The organism is Actinomyces sp. AC-20-1 (assembly GCF_023369555.1).
GTDB lineage: Bacteria > Actinomycetota > Actinomycetes > Actinomycetales > Actinomycetaceae > Actinomyces.
Genome location: NZ_JACJVC010000004.1, coordinates 161,003 through 177,794 on the forward strand (window position 1 = coordinate 161,003; position 16,792 = coordinate 177,794).

13 protein-coding genes are annotated in these 16,792 nt (G+C 74.4%); 4 read left to right on the top strand and 9 right to left on the bottom strand.

The genetic code is table 11. From position 1 onward, the window contains the following. Positions 1 to 80: 80 nt before the first annotated feature. From H6X67_RS04150 to H6X67_RS04180, 7 genes are all read right to left on the bottom strand, one after another. Positions 81 to 1,091: a LacI family DNA-binding transcriptional regulator gene (locus H6X67_RS04150; RefSeq protein ID WP_250649181.1), complete on the bottom strand. Its 1,011-nt coding sequence runs from the start codon at positions 1,089 to 1,091 to the stop codon at positions 81 to 83. 39 nt (positions 1,092 to 1,130) lie between these two features. Next, positions 1,131 to 2,114, bottom strand: coding sequence for a sugar-binding transcriptional regulator (locus H6X67_RS04155; RefSeq protein ID WP_249368574.1), 984 nt, complete (start codon positions 2,112 to 2,114; stop codon positions 1,131 to 1,133). Between the two features lie 58 nt (positions 2,115 to 2,172). Beyond that, entirely contained in the window at positions 2,173 to 3,507 is a 1,335-nt protein-coding gene (locus H6X67_RS04160) for an AI-2E family transporter (RefSeq protein WP_249368575.1), read from the bottom strand. 59 nt (positions 3,508 to 3,566) lie between these two features. Then, positions 3,567 to 4,037: a response regulator gene (locus tag H6X67_RS04165; RefSeq protein ID WP_249368576.1), complete on the bottom strand. Its 471-nt coding sequence runs from the start codon at positions 4,035 to 4,037 to the stop codon at positions 3,567 to 3,569. Then, positions 4,034 to 6,028 (bottom strand): ATP-binding protein, encoded by a 1,995-nt coding sequence (locus H6X67_RS04170; protein ID WP_249368577.1) that lies wholly within the window; start codon positions 6,026 to 6,028, stop codon positions 4,034 to 4,036. The genes H6X67_RS04165 and H6X67_RS04170 overlap by 4 nt, the downstream gene beginning before the upstream one ends. Continuing rightward, positions 6,025 to 7,485: an SLC13 family permease gene (locus H6X67_RS04175; RefSeq protein ID WP_396121360.1), complete on the bottom strand. Its 1,461-nt coding sequence runs from the start codon at positions 7,483 to 7,485 to the stop codon at positions 6,025 to 6,027. Before H6X67_RS04175 ends, H6X67_RS04170 begins: the two co-directional genes overlap by 4 nt. Before the next feature lie 149 nt (positions 7,486 to 7,634). Then, a complete protein-coding gene (locus tag H6X67_RS04180) occupies positions 7,635 to 8,537 on the bottom strand; it encodes an alpha/beta fold hydrolase (protein WP_311765872.1) in 903 nt (300 codons plus the stop codon). A 38-nt stretch (positions 8,538 to 8,575) separates the two neighbouring features. On the opposite strand from H6X67_RS04180, the gene H6X67_RS04185 reads away from it, so the two are divergent. Both H6X67_RS04185 and H6X67_RS04190 read left to right on the top strand, forming a co-directional pair. After that, on the top strand, positions 8,576 to 9,088 hold the full coding sequence (locus tag H6X67_RS04185; protein ID WP_249369658.1) for an S-ribosylhomocysteine lyase: 513 nt from the start codon (positions 8,576 to 8,578) through the stop codon (positions 9,086 to 9,088). Between the two features lie 220 nt (positions 9,089 to 9,308). After that, positions 9,309 to 9,488: a hypothetical protein gene (locus tag H6X67_RS04190; RefSeq protein WP_249369656.1), complete on the top strand. Its 180-nt coding sequence runs from the start codon at positions 9,309 to 9,311 to the stop codon at positions 9,486 to 9,488. 118 nt (positions 9,489 to 9,606) lie between these two features. Here H6X67_RS04190 and H6X67_RS04195 read toward each other — a convergent pair whose 3' ends face one another. Then, on the bottom strand, positions 9,607 to 12,219 hold the full coding sequence (locus H6X67_RS04195; RefSeq protein ID WP_249369655.1) for an ABC transporter permease: 2,613 nt from the start codon (positions 12,217 to 12,219) through the stop codon (positions 9,607 to 9,609). Beyond that, the gene (locus H6X67_RS04200; protein ID WP_249369654.1) at positions 12,216 to 15,029 is read right to left on the bottom strand and encodes an MMPL family transporter; all 2,814 of its coding nucleotides are present in this window, start codon (positions 15,027 to 15,029) and stop codon (positions 12,216 to 12,218) included. Before H6X67_RS04200 ends, H6X67_RS04195 begins: the two co-directional genes overlap by 4 nt. 161 nt (positions 15,030 to 15,190) lie before the next feature. On the opposite strand from H6X67_RS04200, the gene H6X67_RS04205 reads away from it, so the two are divergent. Together H6X67_RS04205 and mtnN are read left to right on the top strand one after the other, a co-directional pair. Continuing rightward, positions 15,191 to 15,919: a TetR/AcrR family transcriptional regulator gene (locus tag H6X67_RS04205; protein WP_249376417.1), complete on the top strand. Its 729-nt coding sequence runs from the start codon at positions 15,191 to 15,193 to the stop codon at positions 15,917 to 15,919. A gap of 131 nt (positions 15,920 to 16,050) precedes the next feature. Beyond that, a complete protein-coding gene (gene mtnN, locus H6X67_RS04210) occupies positions 16,051 to 16,785 on the top strand; it encodes a 5'-methylthioadenosine/S-adenosylhomocysteine nucleosidase (protein ID WP_249369128.1) in 735 nt (244 codons plus the stop codon). Positions 16,786 to 16,792: the final 7 nt, after the last annotated feature.

The following is a 16,792-nucleotide window of genomic DNA, read 5'->3' on the forward strand; positions in this document are numbered from 1 at the left end:
CGGGCCGGCGCAGCCACCCGCACCCGGCTCGCAGCCGGAGGTCCCCGCCTGGCCCGCAGAAGGCATCCCAGCGGACCCCGTCAGGCCCGCCCGCGCCCCACCCGCGTCGTGGACTCGCGCACGAGCACCTGCGTCGGCACCGACCAGCGGCTGCCCTCCACCGGCTCCCCCGCGGCCTGAGCCACGACCCGGCGCAGCGCCGTCTCACCGATCCGCTCGAAGTCCACGTACGCCGTCGTCAAGGGCGGGGCGAAGAAGCCCGACTGCGGCATCCCGTCGTAGCCCGCGATGAGGTAGTCCTCCGGTGCCACCAGGCCGCGCTCGCGCATGACGCTCATGAAGCCCAGGGCGAGGTCATCATTCGCTGCGAACACGGCGTCGAAGCTCCCCGGCTCCACCCCCTCGGCCAGACGGGCCGCGTCCTGGACCGTCCACTCCGGGCACTCGAGGACCCCCACCGGGCTCAGCCCCGCCTCCCGCAGCACGTCCTCGCAGGCCAGCCGGCGGGTGCACGACTGGGCCCGGTCCCCCGGGCCCCCCACGTGCAGCACCCGCCTCGCACCCTCCTCAAGCAGGTGCTCCACCACCGCCCGGGCCGCCGTGTAGGAGTAGGAGCCGACGGCGTCACGCCCGTCATCCTCGAGCTCGGCGAGCGTCACCACCGGCACCGCGGGCGGCACCGCCTCGAGCACGCGCCGCACGCTCGCGTAGGGGGAGGCGACCACCAGGCCGTCCACCCTCGAGGCGACGAAGGACTCGACCTCCTTCAGGGTCGTGTTCCACAGGGCCGAGGAGGAGGCCGGGTCCGCCTCCATGTGCGTCGTCATCACCGTCCGCCCCAGCTCGCGGGCCGCCCGGTACAGGCCGGTCATGATCCGGGCGTTGCCGTAGTTGAGCGGACCGAACAGGACCACGCCGATGACGTCGGTGCTCGCCCGGCGCAGCTGCACCGGCAGGCGGTTGGGCACGTAGCCCAGCTGCCCCACCGCCGCCCGGATACGGGCACGGGCGTCCGCCGAGACGTAGCCGTCGTTGAAGAAGCGCGAGACGGTCTGCGCGGACACACCCGCGAGCCGGCCGACATCGGCCATGCTCGCCCGGCGCGAGGGCCTGCCAGAGGGGACCACGGCTCAGTCCGCGAGCAGGGCACGGGCCGTGCGCACGTCCGTGATGAGGACGTTGACCCAGTGGCCGAGCAGGGCGGCGCGCACCGCCGCGTGCTTGCGCTCGCCGCCGGCGGCGGCCACCCGGCGCGGGATGACCCGCAGCTGCTCCGGGTCCGCGCCCACGAGCCGGGCGTCGTAGTCCGTGGGCACGTGCCGGCCCTCCGCGTCGAAGAAGCGCAGGCACACGTCCCCCACGGCGCCCGCCGCCACCAGGTCCTGGGTGTCCGTGCCGGTCGTCATGTTGCCGGACTCGCGCAGCAGCGGCGAGGGCTCCACGCTGCCGATGCCCACCAGGGCGATCGTCACCGAGGGCAGCAGGCTCATGACCCGCTGGACCGCGGGGTCCTCCGCCAGCTGCGCGGCCGCCGCGCGCGAGCCGAGCACGGCCGGCGAGGGGAAGAAGACGGCCTCGGCGCCCGTGGCGCGGGCCAGCAGGTCGATGAGGCGCGTGGCCTTGACCTGGACCGCGGGGTGGCCCACGCCCCCGAAGAGCTGGATGACCCTCTCCGCCACGGCCACGCGGAAGGCCGGCAGCTGCTCGACGGCCCCCAGCCAGGTGGCGCTCCACGAGGACAGGCCGATGACGTCACCGCCCGTGAGGGTCGTCTCCAGGTAGGTGGCGGCGGCGGAGGCGAGGGCGACATCCACCTCCGCCTCCTCCTCGCCGGAGTCGACGACGATGCACTCCGCCAGGCCGTAGCGCTCCTCGACCATCTCCTCCAGGGAGGTGTAGGTCCCCTCCGGGGCCGTGACGACCGTGCGGACGATGCCCTCCTCGGCGGCGCGCTTGAGCAGGCGGGAGACGCGCGGCTGGGAGACGTGCAGCTCGCGGGCGATGTCGGTCTGCCGCATGCCGAGCTCGTGGTACATGCGTGCGATGCGCACGACGAGTCGCAGCTGCGCGGAGTCGGCGCGGGTGGGCATGGGCGGGTCCTTCTTCTCAGGCACGGCGCGTGCGTAGTGCGCCACTCAGCCTAGATGACGCGCGGCGGGCCGACACGCCCGGCTACCGCGCGCCCCGGCCTCCGGGCCCGCCATCGGAGGCACCGTCCGATGCGTCGGCGGGGGCGCCGGCGCTCCCCGTGCGGTCCCCACCGCAGGACCCGGCCCCGCTGCCCGCTGCGGCCTCCCGGGAGACGGGCCCGAGGCCGTCGGACCCGTCACGGCGGTCCCCGATGGCCTCGCGCAGCTCGTCGGACACGGCACCGACGGCCTCGTCCGCACCGTCGCCGTCCGGGTCGAGGGCGGCGACGGTCCTCGGGCCGACGGCCTCGGGGCGGTCCACCGGCTCGTCCCCGGCGGACAGGAAGATCCCCACCCAGGCCGAGCGCGGGTCGGAGTCGATGAGCACGGCCTTGGCGAAGAGCGTGAGCGGCACGGCCAGGATCGTGCCCAGCGCGCCGATGACGCTGGACCAGAACATGAGGGACAGAAAGGTCGTCGTCGTGTTGAGCCCCACCGCGTCACCGGTGAACTTGGGCTGGATGAGGGACTGGATGACGAAGTTGAGCACGACGTAGGCAACGACCACCCACAGGGCGGTCCAGGGCCCGGAGTCCACCAGGGCCAGCAGGGCCGGCGGGATGACACCGATGACGAAGCCGATGTTGGGGATGTAGTTCGTGATGAAGGCGAGCACGCCCCAGGTCATCGCCATGGGCACCCCGAGGAAGCCCAGGGCCACGACGTCCAGGACCGCGACGATGAGGCCGAAGACCGTCGAGACCAGCCAGTAGGAGCGCACCGACTGGGCGAAGCCGGCCAGGCCCGAGGCGATCCCCGGCTTGAGCTCGGCCAGGGCCGTGGCCCGCACCTCGATGCGGGACATGTCGAACATGAGGAAGACGACCGTCATGGCCATGACCATGAGGATCGAGCCGAAGGAGGTCAGCTGCCCCATGAGCCCCTGGGCGAGGTCCACCACGCGGCTCGTGGAGATCATCGAGGAGAGCTGGTCCAGGAGCATGTCCTGCTCGATGCCGAGCGAGACCAGCAGCGCCTGGATCTGCTCCCAGATCTGCTGGAGCTTTGCCGAGTACTGCGGCAGCGTCTCGATGAGCTGGGCGATGGCCATCCCCAGGGCGACGAACAGCCCGATGACGAAGGTGTAGATGATGAGGACCGCCGCCAGGGCGGACACGGGGCGCGGGACGTGGTGGCGCGAGGCCCAGGACACGAGCGGGCGCACCGTGAGCACGAGGGTCAGTGCGAAGAAGGCCGGCCCGATGAGGCTGCGCGTGAAGTAGATGCCGACGCAGCCGACGACGAGGGCGGCGATGGTGAGGACGGTGGCCTCTCCCTGGGTCCGTCGGCCTGCGACAGCGTGCTGGTGGTCGCTCATGGCTCAGATCCTGTCATGCCGTCCGCTCGCACGCCCTCCGCCCGCAGGAGGAGCCGCGCTCAGCGCAGCATCTCCATGGCCCGGGCGCCGTCGATCGCCCGCAGGTGCGGCAGCGGGTCGAGGCCGGTGGCCACCACGAAGTCCGTCAGCTGCTCGCGCACCACCGCCTGCAGGTCCTCCGGCCGCCAGGGCTTGGCGACGTAGTGGTCGAGGCCCGCCTCGTTGACGGCGCGGATCGTGTCCGCCTGGTCCGCCTGGCCGGTGACGAGGACCTTGCGCGCGTCGGCGGTGCGCTCGTCCTCCTCCATGGCGATGAGCATGTCGACACCGGTGGTGCCGGGCATGCGGTGGTCGGCCAGGACGAGGGCGATGACGTCGCCGTCGTCCTCCACCTCCTCCACGACCTCCCAGGCGTCCTCGACGTCCTCGGCCGGCTCGACGCGGACGACGTCCGCGAAGGGCAGCAGGTCGCCGACGACGGCGTCGCGGACCTCGGGCTCGTCGTCGACGACGAGGATGGTGAGCTTCATGGCTGCTCCTTGGGGTCGGGGCGCTGGGCGCCGGTGCTGGTCGGCAGGACGACCCGGACGCAGGTGCGCCCGGGGCGGGACTCGACGTCGATCGTGCCGTCGTGCGCGTCGACGACCGACTTGGCCAGGCCCATGCCCAGGCCGAGGCCGAAGCGGACCTGGCCGTGGTTGGTGGTGAAGCGCGGCTCGAAGATGCGCGGCAGGGCCTCGGGTGCGATGCCGGGGCCGTTGTCGACGACGTCGACCCGCACCCCCGCCGCCCCGGCCGCCACCCGCACGGTGACGGTCGGGCGGAAGGCGCGCCCCTGCGCCTCGGCGTCCTTGACGGCGCCGGACAGGGCGTCGGCGGCGTTGGACAGGATGTTGGTCCACACCTGGGCGAGCTCGCCCGCCCGTCCCGGGACCGTGGGCACGTCGTCGTAGACGCGCTCGACCTCGACGCCGCGCAGCCGGTGTGCGGTGAGCCTCAGGGAGTCCTCCAGCACCTCGCGCACGTCCACGTCCTGGTCCATCTCCCCCTCGGGGCGCACGTAGGTGGACAGGGAGGACACGAGTCTGCGCACCCGCTCGGTGGCGGTGCGCACGTTGCGCTCCTCGCGGCCGATGGAGGCGGCCGCGAGCGCCACCTCGAGGCGGGCCGGGTCCGAGACGAGGGCCTGCACCTCCTGGCGGGGGGTGGTCCCGTCCATGCCGAGGGTGACCAGGCGCCGGGCGAGCTCGCGGTCCCCGACGACGCGTTCCAGGGCCCGGCGGGCGGCGCGCTCGTCCCGGGTGGAGACCGCCGGTCGGCTGAGGGCCGCCATGACGGACTCGCGGATGAGGGGGCCCTGCGGGTGCGTGGACATGATGGTGATGAGGTCGGCGCGCAGGTGGTCGTTGGCGCGCTCGAGGGCGGAGACGGGGTTGTTGAGCTCGTGGGCGACGCCGGCGGCGAGCTCGCCGAGGGTGGCGAAGCGCTCCTGCGCCAGCAGCTCGAGGCGGGCCTGCTCGAGGGCGTCGAGGGCCTCCTGGGTGGCGGCGCGTTGGGCCTCGACGGCGGCGGCCAGCTCGATCTTCTCCACCTGGAGGATCTCGGAGCGCGACAGGCGCTTGGTGAGGGAGGAGATGAGCAGGGCGGCGAGGATCTGCTCGGTGACCGGGTTCTCCTTCAGGGCCCGGTCGAGCTGTTCGATGGACAGGAGGATGAGCTCGACGTCGGTGGTGGTGGTCGCGGTGACGAAGGCCTGCCCGCGCTCGGCCAGGGACACGAGGCCGACGATGCGCCCGGTGGTGGCGTGGTGGAGGACGACCTCGCCGACGGGGGTGTCGCGGGTGAGGGCGACGGAGCCGGACAGGACGACGCCGACGGCGTCGACGGGCTGGCCCTGGTGGGTCAGGCGCACCCCGGCGGGCAGCTGGAGGCGGGGGCGGGGGCCCAGGACCTTCTCGCAGGCGTCGATGAACTCCTCGGTGAGCCGGTCGGTGGAGTGCGACAGGGACTCGATGAGGGGGGCGTGGGTGAGGCCGGCGGCGGAGCCGGCGCTGAGCCGGCGGGTGCGCTCGTCGCCGGGGCGGTTGTCGCGCATCCACCGGCGCAGCTGGGCGGCGGCCCGGAACTCGATGGCGCCGGGGCGCCAGGGCACGGCGATGACCTCGCGCACGAGGTCCGTGTCGAAGGCGCGGCCGATGCCGGTCAGGGCGGTGCGCTCGGTGAGCAGGGCGAGGCGGGCGGTGGCGAGGGCGGGGTGGGCGGCCAGGACGGTGGCGACGTCGTCGAGGGGGCCGACCTCGTCGGTGGCGAAGATGACGGCGACGTCCCCGACCCGGGCGGCCTCGGGCCCGTCGACGAGGGCGATGAGCTCCCTGAGGGAGTGCAGGCGCTCGACGTTGGCGACCTCCCCGACCGAGCGCCTGGCCTCGTGTGCCACCTGCCCGCCGACCATGCCCGGTGACAGGACGGCGACGGTGACCGGCGCGCGGGCGTGCGCGGTGCGCGCGACGGGGCCGCTCACAGCAGCCCCAGGGCGCCCCAGAGCGGGGGCATGAGCAGGACGAGCAGGACGGTGCCGACGACGCCGACGACGACGCCGACCTTGGCCATGTCCGCGGTGCTGACCTCGCCGGTGGCGTAGGCGATGGCGTTGGGGGGCGTGGAGATCGGCAGGCTCATGCCCAGCGAGCAGGCCAGGGCGAGGACGACGGCGATGGTGACGGGCTCGAGGCCGTCGATGCCGGTGGCCAGGCCCATCGCCAGCGGGATGAGGAGGTTGGAGGCGGCGGAGTGGCTGATGACGTTGGACATGCCCAGACCCAGGGCCCCCATGACGATGACGACGACGAGGGCCGGCATGGCGCCCCAGTCGAAGAGGCTGAGGATCCAGGCGTCCAGGCCGGTGGCGCCCACGCCGTCGCCGAGCGCGATGCCGCCGGCGACGAGCCACAGGACGGGCCAGGAGAGCCGGCCGATGTCGTCGCCGCCCATGACCTGGGTGACGAGCAGGGCGACGACGGCGAGGAAGCCGACGACGTTGGCGTTGACCCCGTGCAGGGACTCGGTCATCCACGCCAGGATGACGCAGCCGGCGATGACGTAGAAGGTGACGGCCTTGCGGTCGGTGGCCCAGGAGGCCTTCATGTCGAGCTCGATGCCCAGTCCCTTGGGGATGAACAGGGTGATGAGCAGCAGCCAGGCGCCGATGAGGATGACGACCATGAGGGGCACGGCCATGACCATCCAGGAGGCGAAGGAGATGTGGTAGCCGCGCTCGGCCAGGGCCCCCAGGGCGATGGCGTTGGGGGGCGTGCCCACGGGGGTGCCGATGCCCCCGACGTTGGCGGCCACGGGGATCGACAGGGCCAGGCCCGCGCGGGGCCTGCCGGAGGGCAGCGCCCCGAGGATGGGGATGATGACGGCGAACATGGTGGCCGTGGTCGCCGTGTTGGACATGAACATGCTCAGCAGGGCGGTGATGACCATGAGGCCGAGGACGGTGGTGCGCGCCGAGCCGGTGAAGGGCTTGATGAGGACGGCCGCGAGGTTCTTGTCCAGGTGGTACTTGGCGGCGCCGTCGGCGATGAGGAAGCCGCCGAGGAAGAGGATGATGACAGGGTTGGCCAGCGCCCCGAGGAACTTGGAGTAGGCGGTGGCGTCCTCGGGCACGGGCAGGAGCGCCTGGTTGGACACGAGCAGGACCTCGAGCCCGATGACGAGGACGGCGGTGGCGACGAGGGGGATGGCCTCGGTGACCCACAGGACGATCGCGAGGAGGAAGATCGCGAGCATGCGCTCGCCCATGCCGTCGAGGTCGGGCACGTCGAGGACGAGCGGCAGGAGGAAGGCGAGCACCCCGAGGACGAGGCCGGTCACCTGCTTCCTGCTCATGGGCTCCCTGCGGGCGGGACGGGAGGCGGTGGTGCGGCGGTCGCGCACGGCGGCGGGCCTGGAACGGCGCACGGACGGCGTCGGCATGGTCTTCCTTCCTCGGGCCCCGCGGTCGGGGTGCGGGGTTCCCGGCCTCAGCGCCGGGACAGGCCGATCCTATGCGGTCGATCACAGGTGCGTCAGTGTTCGGGGTGTTCTCGAGACGCGGCCCGGTGGGACTGTGGGGCCAGTGGGGCTCAGGCTCCCAGGAGGCGGCGCAGCCAGGGGTCGACCGCCCGGTGGAAGGCCTGAGGGTCGCTGCGGCGCACGTCGTGACCGGCGCCGGGCACGAGGACGGGCTCGACCCACGGGTTGCCCAGGCGGCGCAGGAGCGCCAGGCCCTCGGTGCCCACGCGGGCCGAGCCCGGGCGGTCGCCGGTGACGAGCAGGGTCGGGACCGCGAGCGCCGCCATGGCCTGCTCCCAGGGGACCTCGGGGGCGACGACGCCGGTGGTGAGCAGGGCGGGGTCGGTGCGCTGCTGGGCCCAGAGGCCGGCCAGGGCCTCGGAGCCGGGCACCTCGTCGTCGTCCAGGGCCCGGGCCAGGGCGGCGGGCAGGTCGGTGAGGTCCCGGGCGCGCAGCCGGGCCCGGGCGGCGCCGCGGGCGCGCAGCTCGTCGGGACCGCGGGTGCCGTAGCGGGCGGGGTCGATGAGGACGGCTCCGCTGAGCAGGTCGGGGCGCCGGGCGGCGGCGACCATGGCGGTGGCGGCCCCCATGGAGTGCCCGACGACGACGGGGCGGGTCTCGGCGTCCGGCAGGCCGGCGCTGCGGCGGGCGCGGCGCTCCTGGGCGAGGTCGGCCAGGGCGTGCAGGAGGTCGTCGAGGAGGATGCCACCGGCGTCGGACAGCTCCTCCTCGCTCCACCGGGGGGACAGGCCGTGCCCGCGGGCGTCGAGGGCGATGACCCGGTAGCCGGCTGCGGCCCAGTGCTCGAGGGCGTCGGAGGCGGAGGCGGCGCAGGCGGTGATGCCGTGGAGGTAGACGAGGGTGGGGGCGCCGGGGGCGCCGAGGACGTAGCGGGCCAGCGGGCGGCGGGGCGGGGGCGGCGCAGGGCGGCGGAGCGGGGCGGGCGGTTCGGCCTGGGCGGAGGTCTCGGGCACGCCCCCATCCTGCCGCGCCGCCCGCCTACCCTGGGACCATGAGCGAGCAGAACGAGTCGTGCACCCTGACCGACGGCCCCCGGATGAACGTCGAGTCCTTCAACCTCGACCACACGAAGGTCGTCGCGCCCTTCGTGCGGGTGGCGGACCGCAAGCACCTGCCCGGCGGGGACGAGCTCGTGAAGTACGACGTGCGCTTCTGCCAGCCCAATGTCGAGCACCTGGGGATGCGGGCCGTGCACTCCATCGAGCACCTGGTGGCCGAGCTCATGCGCAACCACACGGACCGGCTCGTGGACTTCTCGCCGATGGGCTGCCAGACGGGCTTCTACGCCCTGACCCTCGGCGTCGAGCCTCAGGAGCTCACGGCGCTGCTCGAGGTGACCCTGCGGGACGTGCTGGAGGCCGAGGAGGTCCCGGCGGCGAACGAGGTCCAGTGCGGCTGGGGGGCGAACCACAGCCTGGCTGAGGCGCAGGAGGCGGTGCGGGCCTTCCTGGCCGAGCGCGACCAGTGGGACGTCGTCGTGCCCGACGGCGGGGGCGCGGCCTGAGGCGCCGGGACCGGGAGGAGCCGGCCATGGTCTCTGGGACGGTGCCCGGCTCCGCCCTGCCCGGTGCGGGCGAGCTGCTGGCGCCCGGGAGCGTCGTCATGATGACGACCTCGGGTGCCGGGGGCCGCGCAGCCGCCCGGTGACGGTGTTCGCGGACCCGCTGGGCCGCAGCGGGAGGGTGTGCGTGCTGGCGACGTCGGGGACCGCGAAGGTGAGGCAGGTGGGGCTGCTGCCCCGGGCCACGCTCAGCGGGCCGACGCCGGCCCCGCACAGGGGCTGGTTCAGTGCGGAGGCCGACGTCGAGGTGGAGGCTGCGCCGCAGGTGGCGCCCGGTGCGGTGCGGATGGGGCTGAGGCTGACGGCCGTGCGCGTGTGGACGGTGCTGGACGAGGGCCCCTAACGACAACCGCGTCGACGAGCTGCCCCTGCCCTGAGACCCCGCCCAGCTCCTCGGTTCGCGCTCGAGCTCCCTGGAAGTTTGCCGTACGTTCGAGCGCAAACCGAGGAGCTGGGGCGCGTCAGGCGGGGACGACGTCGGGGCTGCCCTGACGGCGCAGCGCCTCGAGGCTCGTCGCCCGGCGGCGCCTGACCGCCAGTGTGAGCACGAGGACGCTCGCCACCGCCCACGCACCGAGCACGGCGAGCGCACCGCCCACCCCGGTGCTCCCGGCCGCTCCGAGCACCACGCCGCGCAGCGTCTGCGCGAGGACCGTGGCCGGAAGGACCTCGGCCAGGCCCGCCAGCACCCCGGTCGGCACGGACATCACGATGACGGCCTGCAGGACGAGCAGGAGCAGGGAGACGGCCGTGCCGGCACGGTTGCCGAGCGCCGCGACCAGCGCCGCGTGCAGCGCCGTCATCGCCAGGGCGCCGACGACGGCGAGGGCACCGACCCGGGCCACCGCCCCGGCCCCACCGACCTCAACCCCGGCCAGGAGCATGGCGGCCACGAGGAGCACCGCCTGGACCACGGCGAGCGCCAGGGCGGGCCGCAGCTCTGTGACCGCCAGGCGGGCCGGCGTCATGGCCGACTCGACCCGGCGGCGGGTGAGCACCCCCAGGCCGGCGACGCACACGAGCGCACCGACCCACAGGGCCAGGGCGACCGCGCCCGGCGCCACCGAGGTGCGCTCGTCGGCCCCCGTCGCACCGGTGGCGTCGACGGCGACGGGCTGGGCGAGCGCCCCGGCCAGGGCGGAGGCCTCCTCCTCGGTGTAGGAGGGCAGGGCCTGCGCGGCAGTACCGATGCCGTCGGAGAGCTGGGTGGCTCCGTCCGCGAGGTCCGCGGAGCCGGTGACGAGCCCGCCGGTGCCCTCAGTGAGGCGGGAGGCGCCGTCGGACAGCTGCGTGGCCCCGTCCGAGGCGGAGGCGGCCCCGCTCGACAGGGTGGTGACCCCGCTGGTGAGGCTCGTGAGCCCGTCCGCGAGCGAGACAGCGCCCTGGCTCACCTGCGAGGCGCCGCCGCTCAGGCTCGTCGCACCGGTGGACAGGCCGGCCGCCCCCTCGGAGAGCGTCGAGGCGCCGGAGGCGAGGGAGGAGGTGCCGGCAGCCAGGCTCGTCGCGCCGGTGGACAGGCCGGTGGCCCCGTCCGTGAGCGCGGTGCCCTGGGCGGCGAGTGTGTTGAGCACGCCCGTGACGCTGGCCCCGGTGCCGGTGGCCGGGTCGTAGACGTCGGTGGCGGAGCCCAGCCCGGCGGCGAGGGAGGTGGCGCCGCTGGAGGCGGAGGCGGCGCCGTCGGCGATGGCCGGCATCGTCTCCTGCAGGGAGGTGGCGCCGACGGCGAGGGCGCTCACGCCGTCGGAGACACCGGTGCCGCCGGCCACCAGGGTGTTGAGGCCGCCGAGGACGGTGCCCGAGGCGGCCGTGTCCTCGGTGGTGCCCAGTGCGCCGACCACCTGGGCGAGCATGGCGCAGGTGGCATCGGTGTCACCGTGCTCGGCGACGCACTGGCTGTGGGCCGAGGCCGCCAGGGTGGTGGCCTGCCCCAGGCCGTCCGCGGCGGCGGACACCCCGGTGACGTAGTCGCTCACGCCGGTGGAGGCGGTGGCGGCCCCGGCCGCGAGCGCGTTGACGCCGCCGTACAGGGTGGAGGAGGTGGCGTCGTCGGTGGCGGTGCCGACGCCGACGCTGAGCTGGACGAGACCGGTGGAGAGGTCGCCGGCCCCAGGGGCGACCCGGGTGGCCAGGGTGGTGCGGAGCTGCCCGACGGCGGTGACGTAGCTGGTGACGCCGTCGGCGAGGGTGCTGGCGCCGGTGACGAGGTCGCCGGCCCCGCCGTCGAGGTCGGTGGCGCCCTCGGACAGGGTGCCCGCCCCGGTGGCGAGGTCGCCGGCGCCGGCCGCGAGGGTGGAGGCGCCGTCGGCCAGCGTCGTCGTGGCACCGGAGAGGGTGGTGGCGCCGGTGGAGGCGGAGGCGGCCCCGGTGGCGAGCCGGTCGACGCCGGCGCTGAGCCGGGTCAGGCCGTCGGCGAGGTCGGTGGCGCCGTCGGAGAGCGTGCCGGCGCCCTCGTCCAGAGCGGTGGCGCCGTCGGAGAGCGTGCCCGCCCCGTCGGCCAGGGCGGTGGCGCCCTCGGAGATGAGGCCGACCTGCTCGCTCATCGTGGTCATGCCTGTGAGGGAGCCGTTGAGGTAGGCCACTGAGACGGTCGTGCCCAGCGAGTCGGCGGCGGCGGAGACGATGTCCGCGCTGGCGGCGGCCACGGCCTGGGAGGCGGAGCCGGTGGTGGTGACCTGGACGGTGGCGGGGGTCGCGGTCCCGGCCAGGGTGTCGACGATGGACTGGCTGAAGCCGTGGGGGATGGTGATGACGACGTCGTAGGTGCCGTCGGCCAGGCCCTGGGAGGCGGCCTCAGCGCTGACGACCTCGTAGTCGAGGACGCCGGTGGAGGCGCCGGTGGTGGACCGGGCGGTGAGGGCGGCCGCGGGGTCGGTGAGGCGGCCGACGAGCATGCGCCCGGCGGGCAGGGGCTGCCCGCCGGCGGTGGTGGCCCCGGTGCCGTCGTCGTTGACGATGGCGGCGGGGATGGCGGCGGCCTCGGCGGTGGGGGTCTGGGCGGCGGAGACGACCAGGAGCCCGGCGAGGGCGGGCAGGAGGACGACGAGGACGGCGAGGATAAGGGGGCGGCGCTTCATGCGTGGACCTCGGTCTCTTCAGTGGCGGTGCGGGTGGTGGTCTGCGGGCCGTCCGAGGCCCGTGAGGGCGCCCGGAACAGGTGGGCGGTGCCGTCGGCGTCGACGTCGACGAGGCTGGTGACCTCGACGTCGCAGCCGGCGGGCGGGGCGAGGGGCGCCTCGGCGCCGACGGTGACGATGACGGCGGTGCCGTCGGCGGCGAGCCGCGCCACGCGCCCCCAGCGCCGCTGTCCCGGGTCGTCGACGACGACAAGCCGCACGCGCGGGTCCACGGGGTCGTCGTAGGCGTGGACGGCGGTGGTGACGGACTGGATGGCGGCGGTGCCGTCGGGCAGGACGTGCCCGCCGACGACGAGGACGCCGCCGCTGGGCTGCAGGCGCCCGCCCACGAGCGCGGCCAGGGCGCGGCGCGAGAGGGAGCGGGAGGTGCGCACGAGGGCGACCTCGCCGGGAGCGAGGGTGAGGTCGAGCCCGGCCAGGGCGGCGCCGTCGGCGTCGGTGGCGCTCACGCCGTCGGCGCGCAGGACGACCTCGCCGTGCTCGGCGGTCCAGGCCTCGTGCTCGAGGGTGCGGGCCAGGCCCTCGCCCTCGACGTCGATGACGGGCAGCTGGCGCTCGAGCCAGCGAGGCAGCCACCAGGCCCGGGGGCCCAGCGCGCTCATGAGGGCAGGGATGAGGGTCATGCGCACGACGAAGGCGTCCACGGCGATGCCGACGGTCAGGGCGATGGCGATCGGCTTGATCTGGACGAGCTCGGCGGGGATGAAGCCGGCGAAGACGGCGGTCATGATGACGGCGGCGGCTCCGACGACCGTCGCGGAGCCGGTGAAGCCGGTCTCGACGGCCCGCTGGGAGATCGCGCGGGCCTCGTCGTGGCGGCCGGCGGCGACGGCGGCCGGGCCGCCGCCGTGGATCCACTCCTCGCGCATGCGTGAGACGAGGAAGACCTCGTAGTCCATGGCGAGGCCGAAGAGGACGCCCATGACGATGACCGGCATGAAGGAGATGACGGCGCCGACCTTGGTGACGCCGAGGGGGTCCGCGAGCCACCCCCAGCCGAAGACGGCCCCGGCGACGCCCATGCCGGCGGCCAGTGAGCCGAGGTAGCCCAGGGTCGCGGTCACGGGCACGGCCAGGGAGCGGAAGACGACCATGAGGAGCAGGAGGGACAGTCCGACGACGACGAGCCCGAAGGGCAGCAGGGCGCTGTTGAGGGACTCGGCGACGTCGATGGCGACGGCGGTCTGGCCGGTGACCATGAGGTGGGTGGTGCCCAGCTCCTCCTGCCACTGGGCGGCGCGGTCGCGGATCGTGTGGACGACGGCCTCGGTGCGCTCGTCCGCCTGGCCGTGGGTGGGGCGGATCTGGACGAGGGCGAGGGTGGCGTCCTGGTTGGGGGTGGCCATGGCGACGTCGTCGACGCCGTCGATGGCCTCGAGGCGCTGGGACAGGTCCTCGACGACACCGAGGGGGTCGGTGGAGGTGGTGATGTCGGCGATGACGATGATGGGTGAGTTGTAGCCGTCGCCGTAGGCCTCGGCGATGGCGTCGTAGGTGTCGCGGGCCTGGGTGCCCTTGGGCTCGAAGCCGTTGTCGGTGAGGGCGAGCCTGAGACCGGTGACCGGGACGGCGGCGACGGCGAGGAGGGCGACGACGGCCGCGATGGACAGCCAGGGGTGGCGGGTGACGCCCCGCACCCAGCGGGTGGCGGCGCCGGGGCGGCTGGAGGTGCTGCGGGCGGCGCGCCTGCGAGGGCGCAGGCGCTCGCCGAGCAGGCCGATGAGGGCGGGCACGACGGTGAGGGAGACGAGCACGGCGCAGGCGACGACGGCCGCGGAGGCGATGCCCATGGTGGTGAGGAAGGGGATGCGGGCGACGGCGAGGCCGCACAGGGCGACGATGACGGTGGTGCCGGCGAAGACGACGGCGGAGCCGGCGGTGGCGGTGGCCCGTCCGGCGGCGTCGGCGCCGCTGACGCCGCCGGCCAGGTACTCGCGGGCCCGGGAGATGATGAACAGGGCGTAGTCGATGCCGACGGCGAGGCCGATCATGACGGCGAGGACCGGGGTGACGGAGTTGACGTCGATGGTGTTGGCGACGGCGAGGATGCCGAGCATGCCGGTGGCGACGCCGAAGAAGGCGGCGACGAGCGGGGCGCCGGCGACGAGCACGGAGCCGAAGGTGAGGAGAAGGACGACGAAGGCGATGACGACGCCGACGAGCTCCTGGGGGCCGATGCCGAGGCTGACGGTGGCGCCGATGGTGCCGGAGGACTGGATGGCCAGGCCGGGGTCGGCGGCCCGGGTGGTCTCGATGAGGTCGGCGAGGTCGGCGGACAGGCGCTGAGCGGCGCCGGTGCCGGCGCCGGAGGTGAGGGAGCCGATGCTGGCGTCGGCCTGGACCTGGGCCAGGACGTGGGCGCCGTCGTCGGAGACGGTGGAGCTGGAGGCGGGGGTCGCGGTGGTGGTGTCGGCCTCGGAGCCGAAGGGGTGGGTGACGGCGGCGACGCCCTCGAGGGCGCCGGCGGCGTCGATGAAGCCGTCGATGGTGGCGCGGTGGGCCTCGATGTCGCCGTCCTGGGCGGTGAAGAGGACCTGCTCGGAGGTGCCGGCGGCCTGGGGGAGGCGGTTGGCGAGGACGTCGAGGCCCTCCATGGACTCGACGTCGTTGATGGTGAAGGCGCTGGAGAGGTTGACGCCGGTGGCGCCGACGAGGCCCCCGAGGGCGGCGACGACGACGAGCCAGAGGGCGAGGACGCGGGCGGCGTGCTGGGCGCACCAGCGTCCGAGGCTGTGGAGAAGGGCGGACAACGCGCTTCCTTTCTGGGTGCCCGGGTGACGGGGCAAAACTTCCGTACATGAATGTACTCGATACACTTCTGTATGGAAGTCCGTGGGGCTGTGACTCCCCGGACACCGGCCCACCGTCGACCGAGCCCGCTACCCTGACCCCACCCGTCCCCGGAGAAGACATGCCCCACCCGACCCGCAGGAGCCCCGACCTCAACGAGACGCAGCTGCGCAAGCGCGAGAACACGAGGGCCCGCCTCATCGACGCCGCCGCGGACGTCATCATCAGCAAGGGCCTGGGAGCCGCCCGCATCGACGACGTCGTCCGGGCCGCCGGCTTCACCCGCGGCGCCTTCTACTCCAACTTCTCCTCCCTCGACGAGGTCCTCGTCGAGGCGCTCAGCACCCGGGCGTCCCGGCTGCTCACCACCATCCGCTCCGCCGTCGACGACCTGCCCGAGGCCATCACGGTGGACACGGTCATGGGCCTGCTCGACGCCGTGCGGCCCGAGGTCCGGGAGATCTACATCCTCTCCGGCGAGCAGACGCTCCACCTCATCCGCCACCCCGAGGACCTGCGGGGCGACGACGCCCACCACCGCGCCCCGGCCGGCCTGGCGGGAACGCGCCAGGAGTTCACCGACGTCGTCGGCGGCCTCATCGAGGAGATCCTCAGCCGGCTGGGGCGCACCCCGCTCGTGCCGGCCGAGGTCATCACGGACATCGTCGCCATGTTCTTCCTCGACTCGATCCGGGCCGAGGCCGTCGGCGAGACCCGGAGCTTCGGCGGCGGGCTGGACGGCTACCTGCGCCTGTCCGTCGAGGGCGTCCTCACGGGCTTGACGGTCCCCCGCGACGAGGAGGCCGAGCCCCTGTCCCTGCACCTGAGCGACCTGCGCCCCACCTGGTGAGCCGGGCCCCGAGCCCCATCCCCCCTCCTCGACCTCCTCGGTTTGCGCTCGAACGTACGCCAAAACCCCAGGGAGCTCGCGCGCAGACCGAGGAGGTGGGCGCAGGGTACGGGGCGCTTTAGGCTCGGGGCATGAGCCTGAGCCCCCGACCGGTCGCCGCCCTCGTCGTCGTCGCCATGCAGGAGGAGGCCGAGCCCTTCCTCCACGCCCTGCCCGAGCGCGCACCCGCCGTCGAGCTGCCCGGCTCGGCGCGGGCCTGGTCCCTCGACCTCGACGGGCGCGAGCTCGTCCTCCTGCGCTGCGGCATCGGCCTGGTCGCCGCCGCGAGCGCCCTGGCCGGCGCCCTGGCCCGGGTTGCCCCCGAGGTCATCGTCTCCGCCGGCACCACCGGCGGGCTCGGGCGCGCCGTCGAGGTCGGCGACGTGTGCGCCTGCACCCAGGCGGCCTACAACGACGTCGACGCCACCGCCTTCGGCTACGCACTGGGCCAGACGCCGGGCCAGCCGGCCGTCTTCACCGCCGACGCGACCCTGGTCGAGCGCGTGCGCGAGGTGGGCCGGGCCGCGCTGCACGGGGCGACCGCGACGTCGGGCGCCTCGCAGGTGCACGTCGGCCAGATGCTCGCGGGGGGCTCCTTCGTCACCGCCGCCAACGTGGGCGCCACGCGCGAGCTCTTCCCCGAGGCCGTGAGCACGGACATGGAGACCACCGCCGTCGCGCAGGTCGCCCACGCCCACGCCATCGCGTTCCTCTCGGTGCGCGGTGTCTCGGACCTGTGCGGGCCCGAGGCCGGGCAGGACTTCCACATCGGTGCCGACGAGGCGGCGGCGCGCTCGGCCGCCGTCGTCCTGGCCGTGCTGCGCTGAGGGTCCT